This window comes from Marinobacter manganoxydans MnI7-9, assembly GCF_000235625.1.
Classification (GTDB): Bacteria; Pseudomonadota; Gammaproteobacteria; order Pseudomonadales; family Oleiphilaceae; genus Marinobacter; species Marinobacter manganoxydans.
In genome coordinates, this window is the sequence record NZ_AGTR01000085.1 from 196313 (window position 1) to 209819 (window position 13507).

13 protein-coding genes are annotated in these 13507 nt (G+C 58.2%); 4 read left to right on the plus strand and 9 right to left on the minus strand.

Annotated features, from left to right (window positions below; translation table 11 throughout):
- Positions 1-21: 21 nt before the first annotated feature.
- Positions 22-1254 (minus strand): NAD(P)/FAD-dependent oxidoreductase, encoded by a 1233-nt coding sequence (locus KYE_RS19505; RefSeq protein WP_039882156.1) that lies wholly within the window; start codon positions 1252-1254, stop codon positions 22-24.
- A 384-nt stretch (positions 1255-1638) separates the two neighbouring features.
- Here KYE_RS19505 and KYE_RS19510 point away from each other — a divergent pair, with 384 nt between their 5' ends.
- On the plus strand, positions 1639-2934 hold the full coding sequence (locus KYE_RS19510; protein WP_008176932.1) for a nitrate- and nitrite sensing domain-containing protein: 1296 nt from the start codon (positions 1639-1641) through the stop codon (positions 2932-2934).
- A 10-nt stretch (positions 2935-2944) separates the two neighbouring features.
- Here the strand turns inward: KYE_RS19510 and KYE_RS19515 are convergent, their stop codons facing one another.
- From KYE_RS19515 to KYE_RS21490, 4 genes are all read right to left on the minus strand, one after another.
- The gene (locus KYE_RS19515) at positions 2945-3811 is read right to left on the minus strand and encodes an ABC transporter ATP-binding protein (protein ID WP_008176934.1); all 867 of its coding nucleotides are present in this window, start codon (positions 3809-3811) and stop codon (positions 2945-2947) included.
- Between the two features lie 153 nt (positions 3812-3964).
- Positions 3965-4972, minus strand: coding sequence for an ABC transporter permease (locus tag KYE_RS19520; protein WP_008176936.1), 1008 nt, complete (start codon positions 4970-4972; stop codon positions 3965-3967).
- Positions 4973-4999: 27 nt separating this feature from the next.
- Positions 5000-6382, minus strand: coding sequence for a CmpA/NrtA family ABC transporter substrate-binding protein (locus KYE_RS19525; RefSeq protein WP_008176939.1), 1383 nt, complete (start codon positions 6380-6382; stop codon positions 5000-5002).
- A 223-nt stretch (positions 6383-6605) separates the two neighbouring features.
- The gene (locus tag KYE_RS21490; protein WP_139043687.1) at positions 6606-6788 is read right to left on the minus strand and encodes a hypothetical protein; all 183 of its coding nucleotides are present in this window, start codon (positions 6786-6788) and stop codon (positions 6606-6608) included.
- Between the two features lie 95 nt (positions 6789-6883).
- Between KYE_RS21490 and KYE_RS19530 the strand changes: the two genes are divergently transcribed.
- Positions 6884-9529: a nitrate reductase gene (locus KYE_RS19530; protein ID WP_039882179.1), complete on the plus strand. Its 2646-nt coding sequence runs from the start codon at positions 6884-6886 to the stop codon at positions 9527-9529.
- On the opposite strand, the gene KYE_RS19535 is transcribed toward KYE_RS19530, so the two are convergent.
- A complete protein-coding gene (locus tag KYE_RS19535; RefSeq protein WP_050898367.1) occupies positions 9513-10178 on the minus strand; it encodes a hypothetical protein in 666 nt (221 codons plus the stop codon). The genes KYE_RS19530 and KYE_RS19535 overlap by 17 nt on opposite strands.
- Before the next feature lie 299 nt (positions 10179-10477).
- Between KYE_RS19535 and KYE_RS19540 the strand changes: the two genes are divergently transcribed.
- Positions 10478-11050 (plus strand): type IV toxin-antitoxin system AbiEi family antitoxin domain-containing protein, encoded by a 573-nt coding sequence (locus KYE_RS19540; RefSeq protein ID WP_008176946.1) that lies wholly within the window; start codon positions 10478-10480, stop codon positions 11048-11050.
- Between the two features lie 47 nt (positions 11051-11097).
- Complete coding sequence (locus KYE_RS19545; RefSeq protein WP_008176949.1) at positions 11098-12003, plus strand: nucleotidyl transferase AbiEii/AbiGii toxin family protein; 906 nt, start codon at positions 11098-11100, stop codon at positions 12001-12003.
- A 119-nt stretch (positions 12004-12122) separates the two neighbouring features.
- On the opposite strand, the gene KYE_RS19550 is transcribed toward KYE_RS19545, so the two are convergent.
- The 3 genes from KYE_RS19550 to KYE_RS21500 form a co-directional block, all read right to left on the minus strand.
- A complete protein-coding gene (locus KYE_RS19550) occupies positions 12123-12551 on the minus strand; it encodes a hypothetical protein (protein WP_008176952.1) in 429 nt (142 codons plus the stop codon).
- Between the two features lie 103 nt (positions 12552-12654).
- Positions 12655-13104, minus strand: coding sequence for a hypothetical protein (locus tag KYE_RS21495; RefSeq protein WP_139043688.1), 450 nt, complete (start codon positions 13102-13104; stop codon positions 12655-12657).
- A 10-nt stretch (positions 13105-13114) separates the two neighbouring features.
- On the minus strand, positions 13115-13462 hold the full coding sequence (locus KYE_RS21500) for a hypothetical protein (RefSeq protein ID WP_139043689.1): 348 nt from the start codon (positions 13460-13462) through the stop codon (positions 13115-13117).
- Between the last annotated feature and the right edge of the window lie 45 nt (positions 13463-13507).

The following is a 13507-nucleotide window of genomic DNA, read 5'->3' on the forward strand; positions in this document are numbered from 1 at the left end:
CTGTCCTCTTTCCGGAGCGGCTCATGCCGCCGCCTCGCAGTAGTTCTTGCCGAATGCAATGAAGTCCCGGTAGCGGGAAATATCGTCCTGCTGCTGAATGCGCTGGCTGTACCAGGGGCCGTCCCGGGTGTCGCCCAGCAGTACGGCGCCGGTCAGGCGCTGATTGCGGATCAGCAGCCGGCAATAGTGATTCTGTTCGTGGTCCTGCCAGACCACGGATTCGGTGTCCCCGTCGGGGCTGATCTGTCCGCAGGAGAAAATCGGAACGCCGCTGATCTTCAGGCGGGTCGGTGTGTCCACCGGCCGATACTCGGCGTCTGGAGTGTTTCCGTTGAGCACGCCTGCAAGCACCTCGGCCTGCTGGTACCCGGGTTCCACCAGTCCGAAGGTGGTGTTTCCACGCTGACAACACTCACCCAGCGCAGAGATTGCCGGATCGCTGGTGCTTAGCTGCCCGTCCACGAGAATGCCGCGATCGCATTCCAGGCCGGCAGTCCGGGCAAGCTCGGTAGCAGGCGTGATACCGGTGGCGAATAGCACCAGATCCGTGCTGACGAGAGTTTCGTCATCCAGCTGGACGGCCCGGACCATGGAACGCCCGAGCAGGGCTTTGGGAGCCGTTCCGGTGCGAATATTTACGCCCCGCTCTTCCATGTGCTGTTGCAGGAGCTGACCCCCGATTCTGTCCAACTGACGGTTCAGAAGATGGCCGCTGCGGTGCAGCAGGGTGACGGCCATACCACGCTGGCGGAGACCTTCAGCGGCTTCCAGGCCAAGAAAGCCTCCGCCGACGACCACCGCCCGCCGATGGCGGCCAGCAGACTCAATCAGGGTCCTGGTGTCTTCCAGGTCCCGGAAGGTCATGACACCCGGAAGGTCTGCGCCCGGTAGCCCCGGTTTTGCGGGCCTCGATCCGGTGGCCAGCACCAGATGGGTGTAGGGCTGTACCCGACCGGATCCGGTGGTCACCGTCTGATCTTCCCGATTGATGGTGACTACCGGTTCTCCGTTGCAGACTTCAATACCGCTGTTCCGAAACCACTCGTCCTGCTGCAAGGCCAGCGAAGCTTCGTTTGTTTCACCGGCGAGCAGCAGCGAGAGTTGTATCCGGTTGTAGGCAGCGGATGCTTCGCCGTTGAACACGATGATGCGGGTAAACGGTCTGACTCGCCCACGGCAGAGAGCTTCCAGCAGGCGTTGCGAAACCATGCCGTGCCCGCAGATCACCAGTGTCGATTCAGTGTTTCCTGTCATTTCGCTCGAACCCGTACTTTTCGACCAAACAAAAAAAGCCGGAGCATCTATTCCCGAGGGGAAGTCGATGGTCCGGCGCCAATGCCAACAACAATGATCTGATGGTCCGGCCTGATCCTTGGCCGAGACGTTCGTCCTTACCAATTGCAAAGCGATCTTCGTGCCAGTTCTACGAACCTTTAAAAATCAGATAATTAGAATTTTATAAGGCTGCTATCACCAGTACGAACACTTGAAAACTGCCCTGCGACGGGGCGGATTGCACGGTTTTGGGCCAGATGCGGTGGCGCGGTAATTGCTGCGCACTGGCAGGAGGTTGGTTACGCGAGTGACTGATCTGACCGTGATTGTCGCATTTGAGGCTGTCTGCCTCCGGAGTCTGTTATGAACACCAAACGTGCCCCCGCCTATAAATCGCCATCCGCGGGCGACTACCTGATTGCCTCGAAAAGCTGCGAGTTGATGAACCTCCAGTACTTCTTGCAGATGGGCAAACTGGTCCAGTGCATCAGCAATCTGGTACATGCACTGCAGTGCGAGCGGGGTGCGTCTAACGTGTTTCTTGGTTCTTCCGGCGAAAAGTTTGCCCAGGAGCGAAAACACCTGGTTGCGACGTCGGATCAGCTCCGTTCTGAGTTTGAGCAGGCCCTTGCCGAGATTCACCAGGAACTGACGGCGCATCCTGTCAGTAGCCGCCTGCTTAACCAGCTTGCGAGCGCCCTTCACGGCCTTGAGGGCTTGCCCGAACTGCGACGGTGTGTGGTGGCCCGGAAAGTAACTGCGGCCTCTGCCACCGAGGATTACAGTACCCTGATCCACAACCTGATTGCGGTTGTGTTTGAAGCTGCCGATACCGCGGTTGACCCCACCATAGCGGGGCTTCTGGTGGCCATGGTGCACCTGATGAACGGCAAAGAATTCTGTGGACAGGAGCGGGCTGTCGGTTCGGCGGGGTTTTCCAGTGGCCGGTTTGATCGTGCACTGTCAGAGCGCATGGCGCACCTGATTGAGGCGCAGGAGCGCTGTTTCGAGGTGTTTAACAGCTTTGCCGATGAGGGTTCCCTGGACCTGTGGGAAAAACTGCGCGAAAACCCCCGTGAGTCCGAAATTGAAAAACTTCGCCAGCGGGGCACTGCCATCGGTCGTTATAAAGACCTGGATCCGGCCCTGGCCGATGAATGGTTCAGGCTCATGTCTGAGCGGATGGACGAACTCAAAAAGATAGAGGATTCCGTGGAGGGCTGTTTTCATGCCCGTTGCACCGAGCGTTTTGCCGATGCCAGAAACTCGCTGGCCCACCAGGAAACCCTGATTACTTCCCTGGATGCCCAGGAACCGGCTTCTCAACCCATGTTGGTGCTGTGCGATTCCGGAAACGAACAACAGGCCGGTGAGTCCTGGGCCAGCGATGGTATTGGTCAGCAGTTTGGCCGCTCCATCTTCGATCTGGTCCAGGAGCAGACCCGGCGCCTGCAACAGATGACCGATGAACTGCAGAGTGCCAGGGAGGCTCTGGAAGACCGCAAAACCCAGGAAAAAGCCGTGCTACTGCTGATGGAGCATCGCAGGATCAGCAACGACGAAGCTCACCGGGTATTAAGGAAACTGGCCATGGACCAGGGCCGGAAGTTGCCCGAGGTAGCCCGGGCCCTGGTGTCCATGGCGGATGTGCTGAAGTAACCGAAACGTATCACGCCCTGGCGGCCCGGGCCTTCGGTTGCTCACCCTCGGAGGCTTCCGGCTTTCCCGAACGACGTGGCGAGATGTGCTCCAGCTTGCGCTGTTTCTCGTACAGGAAGCGCAAGACCTCCTGCCGGTAATGCACGTATTCCGGGTTATCGGCCAGAGTCACCCGGTTGCGCGGCCGGGGCAGGTCAATGTAGAGATCCTCGCCCACGGTGGCCTCGGGCCCGTTGGTCATCATGATGATCCGGTCTGACAGCAACACCGCCTCGTCCACATCGTGGGTGATCATGATTACCGTGTTGTTCAACTCCTGCTGAATCTCCATCAACGAGTCCTGTAAGTGGGCCCGCGTCAGTGCATCCAGCGCGCCGAACGGTTCGTCCATCAGCAGCACGCTGGGCTTCATGGCCAGGGCACGGGCAATCCCCACCCGCTGGGCCATACCACCCGATACCTCACCCGGTCGCTTGTCCGCCGCATGGGCCATATTCACCAGTTCCAGATTGTGATGAATCCAGTCGCGCCGCTCCTGCTTGCCCATCGATTTTCGAAACACCTGCTGCACTGCCAGCTCGACATTTTCGTACACCGTCAGCCAGGGCATCAGCGCATGGTTCTGAAACACCACCGCACGCTCCGGCCCCGGCGAATTCACCTCATGGCCATCCAGCACACAGCCACCCTTGGTGGCCTGAAGCAGGCCAGCCACAATGTTCAGGACTGTGGACTTGCCACAGCCGGAGTGGCCAATCAGGGAAACAAACTCGCCCTTCTGTATCTTCAGATTAATGTTGTCCAGGGCCACAAATGGCCCCTTCGGCGTATCAAACGCCATCTCGACACCAGTCAGTTCCAAATGTGTTTTACTCATGGAAGTCACCTCTCAATCATGCGGAGCTCCGGGCAGGGGATGCCTCCCGGGACCCTCAAAAACATGGATGTTTTTGCGGAGCGTACATGGATGTATTCACCGCGTGTCCCGGGAGGCATCCCCTGCCCGGTGCGGCATACTCCAAACCAGGGCTCATTCGTTCCAGGCAACCCGGCGCTGAATCAAAAGCATCACCCGATCCAGCACAAACCCGATAAACCCGATAGCCAGAACCGCCACCATGATCCTGCTCAGGGACTGGCTGCTGCCGTTCTGGAATTCATCCCAGACGAATTTGCCCAACCCCGGGCTCTGGGCCAGCATCTCGGCCGCGATCAGCACCATCCAGGCAATGCCCAGCGACACCCGAAGGCCGGTGAAAATCATCGGCACCGAAGAAGGCAACACCACCTTGCGGACATGGGTCCAGAACGACAGCCGCAGCACCCGGGAGACATTCAGCAGATCCGGATTGACCGCGGCCACACCGACGCTGGTATTGATCAACGTGGGCCAGAGACTGCACAGGGTGACCGTGATCATGGAGGTCAGGAACGACTTCTCGAACATCGGGTCGTCGCTCACGTAGGTTGCTGAGACCACCATGGTCACCAGCGGCAACCAGGCCAGCGGTGACACCGGCTTGAACACCTGGATCAGCGGGTTGACCGCCGCCTGGAAATGCCGGTTCAGGCCAACCACGATGCCCAGGGGCACGGCGATAGCGGTCGCCACGATGAATCCGGCCAGGACCGTAACCAGACTGGTCAGGATCTGGTCGGGAAAGGTGGGGGCACCGGGGTAATTCCGAATCCTGACCTCAGCCTCGGGGTTGTCCGCCAGAATCCGGGCGTTCCGCTCTTCCTGCATGGCAATGAACTTGTCGGCCCGCTCGCGCTGGTTGACGTGCTCCTGCCAGAGTTGCCCCGATTGTTCCCAGACCTGTGCCGGGCCCGGGAAGCTGCCCAGTGAGGTATCCACCTGCGGTGCCGCCAGATGCCAGAAACCGACGAATACCAGAATACCTATCAGTGGCAGCAACATCTGGCGCCCGGTGGCGGCGAGCTGGCCGGGTGTCAGCGACTCACCGAGGGACCTGAATCTCTGGCCCAGCCAGCGCGGCGGCTGGGAGGGTTTTTTGGCCGAAGTAATCGTAGTCATGGTTATCAAACCTCCTTGCAAACCCGGTTACGGGGTTTGCGTACCTTTCAGGCCGATCTCGAAACTGTCGATATAGGCGTTGGGTGTTCGGGGGGTGAAGGCGATACCGTCAATCAGCTCGCCCTGTTGCGGGCGCTGAAAGTTCTCGGCATCGAAGTCCGGAAAATCCTTGGCCTTCAGCGTGCCGTCGGCAATCAGTGAACGAGCTGCCTGCTGGTAGATGTCGGCCCGGTAAACCCGGGCTGCGGTTTCCATATACCAGTCGTCCGGCTTGGCCTCGGGTATCTGGCCCCAGCGGCGCATCTGGGTGAGATACCAGATGGCATCGGACGGATACGGGTAGGTGGCGTGATACCGGAAGAAGACATTGAAATCCGGGACTTCGCGAACGTCGCCTTTTTCATACTCGAAGGTGCCGGTCATGGAGTTGGCAATCACCGCCTCATCGGCACCTACATAGCTGGGCCGGGCCAGGATTTTCACGGCCTCGTCCCGGTTGGCATTGTTGTTCTCATCGAGCCAGTGGGCGGCGCGAATCATGGCGCGCAGCAGGCGCAGATGGGTGTTCGGGTAGTCCTCGGCCCACTGACGGGTTACGCCGAAGACCTTTTCCGGGTTATTCGGCCAGATCTCATAGTCAGTAATCACCGGAACGCCGATGCCCATGAACACGGCCTGCTGGTTCCAGGGCTCACCTACGCAGTAGCCCTGGATGGTGCCCGCCTCCATGGTGGCGGGCATCTGCGGCGGCGGAGTTACGGACAGATGCACGTCGGCTTCCAGGGTGCCGCTGGTGTCGCCGCGCTGGGGCGCGTAGTAGCCGGGATTCAGGCCACCGGCCGCCAGCCAGTAGCGAAGCTCGTAATTATGGGTGGACACGGGAAACACCATGCCCATCCGGAACCGTTCGCCCCGATCCCGGGCTGCTTCCACGACCGGCCGCAGCGCGCTGGCGCTAATGGGATGTTCGGGCCTGCCGTCGGCATTGTCGGGGATGTGCTGGCTCATGGTGTCCCAGACATCGTTTGAAACCGTAATGCCATTGCCGTTCAGGTCCATGCTGAAGGCCGTGATGATATCGGCCCGGGTGCCGTAGCCAATGGAGGCGCCGAGAGGCTGGCCGGCGAGCATATGGGCGCCATCCAGTTCTCCGGTAATCACCCGGTCCAGCAGGACCTTCCAGTTCGCTTGCGCTTCCAGTTCAACAAACAGGCCTTCGTCCATAAAGAAGCCCTGTTCCCAGGCAATCGCCAGGGGCGCCATATCGGTCAGCTTGATAAAGCCGAGCTTGAGGTCCGGCTTCTCGGCCGGACCGATCTCCGCGTGAGCCCCCGTGCTGACTGTCCAGACGGTGGCTGTAAGCAGAATTCGAGTGAGCCAGCGGGCGGTTCTTCGTGTGAGCGTGTACATGGATATACCTCATTCTGTGTGGCCCAAACGCAAAAACGCCCGCTCTCCGTTGCCGGAAAGCAGGCGCCTGTGCCTGGGGATCAGTTTTCTGTTGAGTCGTAACGCGCGTCTCTGTTTATAGTCTTGCACGGGCCGTGCCATCTCGGCTGGTCTCAATAAAACAACGAGTTAGGAGAGTTCTTCGAGGAGGCGGCAGGTATGGTGAGCGGGCATTCGTCTGGTTTTAGTGCGTGGTAGGCCAGGTTTGCACCACTTTGATACCGGATTTGATGGTTGGCCCGGAGCCTTGGCGCATTGATGCGGGGCTGAAATCCTCGAGAGCCGCCATAGTCGGTGTCTGGCAGAGCCCGGAGCCGCCCTTGATCGGAATGGCCCTGTTATTGCAGCCGGTAATGCGACTGTTCAAGACAACCTGATTCCATTGGCAAAGAAGCCCGCCCCTGATGCGCCTCCAAGGCATCCGGATTGGCGGGCTTTTTTTATGAAACCCGAGGAGGTGCTGTGACCGGTACCAACAAAAAACCGGCGACGGTTCAAACCACCTGCCCGTATTGCGGTGTGGGTTGTGGAGTGAGCGCAACGCCATCTGCGACCCGCGGGGATGAGGCACATCCGGCGAATCTGGGGCGCCTTTGCGTGAAGGGCTCTGCCTTACACGAAACGCTGACTCCTGATGGACGACTGTTGCGGCCTGTTGTTCACGGTCGTGAAAGTGCCTGGCCGCAGGCAGTGGCGGAAGTGGCCCGACGGATTCGTGAATCAGTGGCGCTTCATGGGCCCCGGTCTGTGGCCTTCTATCTCTCCGGTCAGTTATTGACGGAAGATTATTACGTGGCCAACAAACTCGCCAAGGGGTTTATCCGCACACCCAACGTGGATACCAATTCCCGCCTGTGCATGTCGTCTGCCGTTGCAGCCCATAAAAGGGCCTTTGGCGGGGATCTGGTTCCCGGCTGTTATGAAGACCTGGAGTTGGCCAACCTGTTGGTGCTGGCCGGCAGCAATGCGGCCTGGGCGCATCCGGTGCTCTATCAGAGAATGCAGGCTTCGGCGCGACCCGGTCGCCGGGTCGTAGTGATTGATCCCCGTAAAACCGCGACCAGCGATCTGGCGGATTTGCATCTGGCCATCCGCCCCGGGACCGATACGGTGCTGTTCAATGGCTTACTGGTCTGGCTGGCCGACCAGCAGGCTGTTGATAATGGCTATCTGGAGGACCATTGTGAGGGTTTCGACGCCAGCCTCAGCGCTGCCAGAATCGCGGCACCCTCTTCCGAAGCGGTGTCCAGGATCTGTGAACTGCCGGTAGAAGATGTCATTGCCTTTTACCGATGGTTCGCAGAAGAACAGCGCACGGTGACGGCGTTCTCCCAGGGCATCAACCAGTCCTCAGCCGGCACCGATAAAGGCAACGCCATTATCAACTGCCATCTGGCCACAGGCCGGGTGGGAAAGCCCGGCGCCAGCCCCTTTTCCCTGACCGGCCAACCCAATGCCATGGGTGGCCGGGAAGTGGGTGGGCTGGCCAATACCCTTGCCGCTCATATGGATTACGACAGACCGGATGCCCGGGCCCGCGTGGCCCGGTTCTGGGAGACCGAGGCGGTCGCGGATGGACCGGGAATGAAAGCCGTCGACCTGTTCGATGCGGTTGAGCGGGGTGACATCAAGGTGTTGTGGATCATGGCCACCAACCCTGCGGTCAGTTTGCCGGAGACCCATCGTATCCGGCGGGCTCTGGACCTGTGCCCGACTGTCATTGTGTCTGATTGTGTCAGGGACACAGACACCGCTCGCCATGCGGACATCCTGTTGCCGGCGGCAGGTTGGGGTGAGAAAGACGGCACGGTTACCAATTCCGAACGCTGTATTTCCCGTCAGCGGCGCTTTCTGCCATTGCCCGGAGAGGCCCGGCCGGACTGGTGGATCGTCAGTGCGGTGGCCCGCGCCCTGGGACACCAGGCGGGTTTTGACTATGAGAAGCCCGCGGACATTTTCCGGGAACATGCCCGGTTGTCGGGGTTCGAGAACGCCGGTCAGCGTTTCTTCGATATTTCCGGGCTGGCGGAGTTGAGCAATGAACAATACGAGTTGCTTGAGCCTGTCCAATGGCCGGTTACCGTGGCGGCGTCTGATTCCAGGCGACTGTTCACTGACGGTCGGTTTGCGACCGCCAACGGGCGCGCCCGCCTGATACCGATTGCCTCTCGATTACCGGCCAGGAATCCGAATGAAGCGTTTCCGTTGATCGTGAATACGGGCCGTATCCGGGACCAGTGGCACACCATGACCCGGACAGCCCGGTCCAGCCGGTTGCTGGCCCATCGCCCCGAGCCGTTCATTGAGGTGCATCCCGAGGATATCCGGGCGCTTTCCCTCAGCCCGGGGGCATTGGCAACACTGAAGAGTGCCCATGGGCACTTTGTCGGCCGGGTGCGCAGTGCGCCGGAGCAGCGGCGTGGTGAGGTGTTTGTGCCGATCCACTGGAACGATCAGTTCACCGGGCAGGGTCTGGCGACAGCGCTGACTGACAGCCTGGTGGACCCCATATCCGGGCAACCGGAGGCCAAGTATGGCCGTGCGACCCTCACCCACTGGCCTGCCCGTTGGTATGGACGTTTGCTGGTGCGACGGGATCGTCCAAAACGCTGGAAGGCAGACTACTGGGCCCAACAGGTTCTGCCCGATTGCGATAGCTGGATCGTGGCGGGGCAGTGCAAAATGGATTGGAAAAGTGCTGTGCCAGACTGGCTCGGCGGCCAGCCGCAGCTGGTGATGGAAGATGTCCGCGAAGGCCGCTTCCGGGCGGCGCGGTTGCGCAATGGTCAGTTGGAGGCGGTACTCATGGTGGATCGTGACGCGGCTGCCCTGCCATCCGTGGACTGGCTGGTCAGCTGCTTTAGTCAGCCAGAGCTCGACGAGGCGAGCCGGCGCGGCCTGCTGGCGGCAAAGGCCGTCGATGGGGATGATGCCGGCAACCTGGTTTGCAGCTGCTTCCAGGTTGGGGACCGACAGATTCAGCAGGCGATTGGGCGGGGTGCCAACAGCCTCGATGCCCTCGGCCGTGAGCTCAAATGCGGCACCAACTGTGGGTCCTGTCTGCCGGAGATACGGAGCCTTCTGGTTGCCGCTACCGAGGTGGTGTAAGCGGGCTTAGCATCTGCACAGGCACTCTGTATCGCACCCCTTTCGAGTGCCCGATGCCGTCCACGGTGCAGGTCTTTCGATTGACCCGAATGATCTGCCCGTGCAGTTCCCGCCGGCCGGCACCAAAACGCACGGTATCGCCCACCTGCCAGTGGGCCATCTGTTGCCTTGTGTCCACAGGCTCGAAGGGCGTATCCGGTAGCGCCAGACCCTGTTCCCTCGCCTCATCTGCCAGGGCCTTACGGGTCGCTTGCGCCGCCCCGTTCTCGTGCAACTCATCCAGAATGGTATAGAAATGGCGGTTGTGCACAGAGCCCCGATATCGCTGGCCGGCACTTTGCTGCAGGAGATGGGCAAACTCGTGGCAGCAGGTGTGTGCCAACAGATTCAGAGTGCTCAGTTCCCCGCCAAAGTACCCCCGTTTCCGGATCTCTCGGCCTGACAGCCAGCCGCTCGCCGTCTCCGGCTGGTGCTTGGCGGCAATCATGCGGGCACCGTAGGTGATCAGGTGTTGCCCGTCTCGAGAATCGTAACGGTGATAGGTGGCCTGGCCGGACCCAACCCGGCAATGCAGGACGCTGCCCGGATTGCGTTCCCGGACCCATTGCTCCGCCGGTTGCCAGAGCCAGTCCCGGGTGACGGCGCACATGAGTTCGCCAAGGCTGATGGCGGTCTGGGTTGGTAGGGGCGTTTTCTGCAAACTTGGGTACCTGGCTACTTCACGGATGCGTAATACCAAACAAGCTTAACGTTCGAATTTACGGTTTGCTATGGTCTGGCTCGGCAATATTATGCGGTGGTACTGATTATCGACCTTGGGAAAGGTCCAGCAAAGCCGACACTTGAATGACCTATGCCATTCAGACAAACTGTCACCATATATAAATAAGTGGTGACGATTTGTCTGGCTCCGACTCCGCCCGATCTTCCAGGGCAAAACTCCAAACCATGTTCCGTCAACGCGGCGGTCAGCTCCGCCTGACAGAAGCGCTGGCTCGGGGCTTTAGCCGGTACCAGTTCTATCAGCTTCGGGACGAGGGGCTGATTGAGCCGGTCAGCCGTGGCATTTACCGGCTGGCGGACCTGCCCTCAATAGAGAACCCGGATCTGGTGGCTGCCGCTACCCGTTTTCCCAATGCGGTGCTTTGCCTGATTTCCGCGCTGGCCTGGCACGACATTACTACACAGATTCCCCATCAGGTGCATCTGGCGGTGGAGCGGGATGCCCGTTTGCCGGTGCTGGATTATCCGCCGGTAGCCGGGTACCGGTTCTCCGGGCGGGCCTTTAGTGAAGGCATTGAACAGGTTGACGTGGATGCCATCACCCTGAACGTCTACAACCCGGAGAAAACCCTGGCCGACTGTTTCAAGTTCCGGAATCGAATCGGCATGGATGTGGTTCTGGAGGCGTTGGATCTATACCGCACCCGCAAAAACTTCCGTCCAGGAAAACTGATGGAATATGCCAGAATCTGCAGGGTCGCCAATGTCATGGCACCCTACTTGGAAGCCAAGCTGTGAACAGAATCATCCTGGCGATGGAATAAAAAGAGTGAAAGGAGATCACGGTGGCACAAAACACTGCTGCGTCCGTTCGGCAGAGATTGCTGAATAAGTCCCGGGAAGAAAAGCGTCGCTTTGATGAACTGCTGCAGTATTACGCCATGGAGCGGTTTCTTTACCGGTTGAGTCAGTCGCCCCATAACCGCTGCTTTACCCTCAAAGGTGCGCTGATGTTCTGGGCAATGCAGGGGCCGAACAGCAGACCGACACGGGATATCGATATGTCGGGCCAGACCAGCAATGATCCAGAGGCTATTCTGGCCCAGGTGGGCGAGATTATTGCGACTGAGGTGCCGGATGATGGCTTGCGATTTGATCCGGATACCCTGAAGGCGGAGACCATTACCGAAGATGCAGACTATCAGGGGCTAAGGGTGACCTTCAGCGGTTTTCTCGACAACGCCAGGATTCCAATGCAACTGGACATTGGCTTTGGCGATCCCATATTTCCGTTCCCATCCTGGCTGGAGTTCCCGGGCTTGCTGGATTTTCCAACTGCACGGATTAAGTGCTACACCCCGGAATCGTCGATTGCTGAGAAGTTCCAGGCGATGGTCAACCTTGGCGAACTGAACAGCCGGATGAAGGACTTTTACGATATCTGGCTGCTTTCGCGTCAGCACGAGTTCCGGTTGGAAAATCTCGAGGGGGCGGTTGAGGGCACCTTCCGAAAGCGTGGGACAGCAATCCCTGAAACCAGTCCCTTTTCTGCCGCTTTTATGGACAGCAAGCAACCACAGTGGCGGGCTTTCCGTAAGCGCCTTGGCCAAGAACATGTGCCAGAGGCTTTTTCGGAGGTAGTAGAGGCGGTGGTTGAGTTCCTCGGCCCTTTGATGCTGAGCAGAGACGTGGACGCGCCCAAGGAAATTTGGTGCCCACCCGGTCCATGGAGTCGGCAGGCTTATGGCTAGTCTTATTTCGGAAGACAGTATCAAGCAAGAACTTTTGCAGCGCTTGCAGCATATTTACGGCTCCAATGGGCTGGACCGTCATACCGAAAAGCTGGAAAACCTGACATAGACAGCATAGATCATTCGCGTGTTTTACTGACAGACAAAGAAGATAGAACTTCGCCGAACACGTCATCCTGAGTACTAATGGTAATCCATGAAGAAGGGTGTTCCGAGGTCGCGATAAATGCAGTGGTGTAGCCTTTGACGGTGACCGAGAAGCCGTAGGCGCTGCCACCCAAATCCAACTTTTTGACCTTACCAGAGTATTGTTGCGTTTCGTTAGATCCTTGCCGAACTTCGTCAACGGCCGTTTCAAAATCTGGGCTGGTTTCCATAGTCCTCAACGAACCAACGATTGCTGAATCAAGCCAAAGTTGTGTTTCGAAAGGCTGCACTTCGATAGCATCAAACCGACTCTTACTGAGTTCGAACGTCAGATCGTTGGAGGTGCGAAACTCAATGGATGCCTGGTCAGTTACAGCACAACCTGAGACCAGGCTGGCCAAAACAATCCTTAAAATTATGAATCTTCTCATTACCGGTTGTATTTCGACGTAAAGCTGCTGGAAGGCTGCTGAATTCGGGACTCGGGTGAGTGGTAGCTATGCATTATTCTGAAATCTTCGCGCCATTTATCCGCAATGACGTTGAGCTTTCAACTGGGCCCTGGAAGGTAATAAGCGATTGAGCTTGGCCGTTCGGTACAATAAATACGGTTCTAAAGTCCCCCTGAACTACTCCAAATACCTGAGCTTCGGGAATTTGCTCCATCCAAATTGGTTTACTTGAACCCTGATTGGCACTCTCAAAAAGCGTCGTTGAGGTGTCAATCGCTGAACTTGAGCTTACTGTACTTGGAATCTCCTCCGATCTGACAAAACCTACGACCCGGTTGTTTCTCAAAAATACAAGCTCGCCATCCCTCATCTTCACAGAGGAGAACATCTTTTCTGGTACTTCTATAGCTAGTTCGCTGTATGGTTGAATGACCAATGAAGATTGGGATGCGCAGCCGGAGAGAAGAAGTAAAAATGATAAAGCTAGGGCTATCCTTGCCATGGTGGGAGTCTCATCTCAATGTCGTTTCGATAGAGGATCTGAACTGGCCAGAACGAACAGTTCGGCAAATCCAGCTTACCTTCACTTCGTTCTGCAAAAAAGGTTTCCCTGCCTCGCGAATCAGGCGTAAAGCCCATTTTGTGATCCTGCGTGTTGGTCGTAGTAGGTCCTGTGGAGAAGGAACAGCATCAACCCATCTACTACAATCGACGGTTTCCACGAGCATATGGGCGATAGCGCGCACGGTTTCTTCGGTTACGCTGCTTTCAGTGAATCCTGAAGCAACAGAATGGCCGTAGAACGCCTTCATGATGGCTCTGATTTTATCAATGTCTTCGGCCGACAATTGACTATCCATTTTTTTCATCCCTGCAAAGGCAGAAGGACCCCTGCGGGGCCCTTC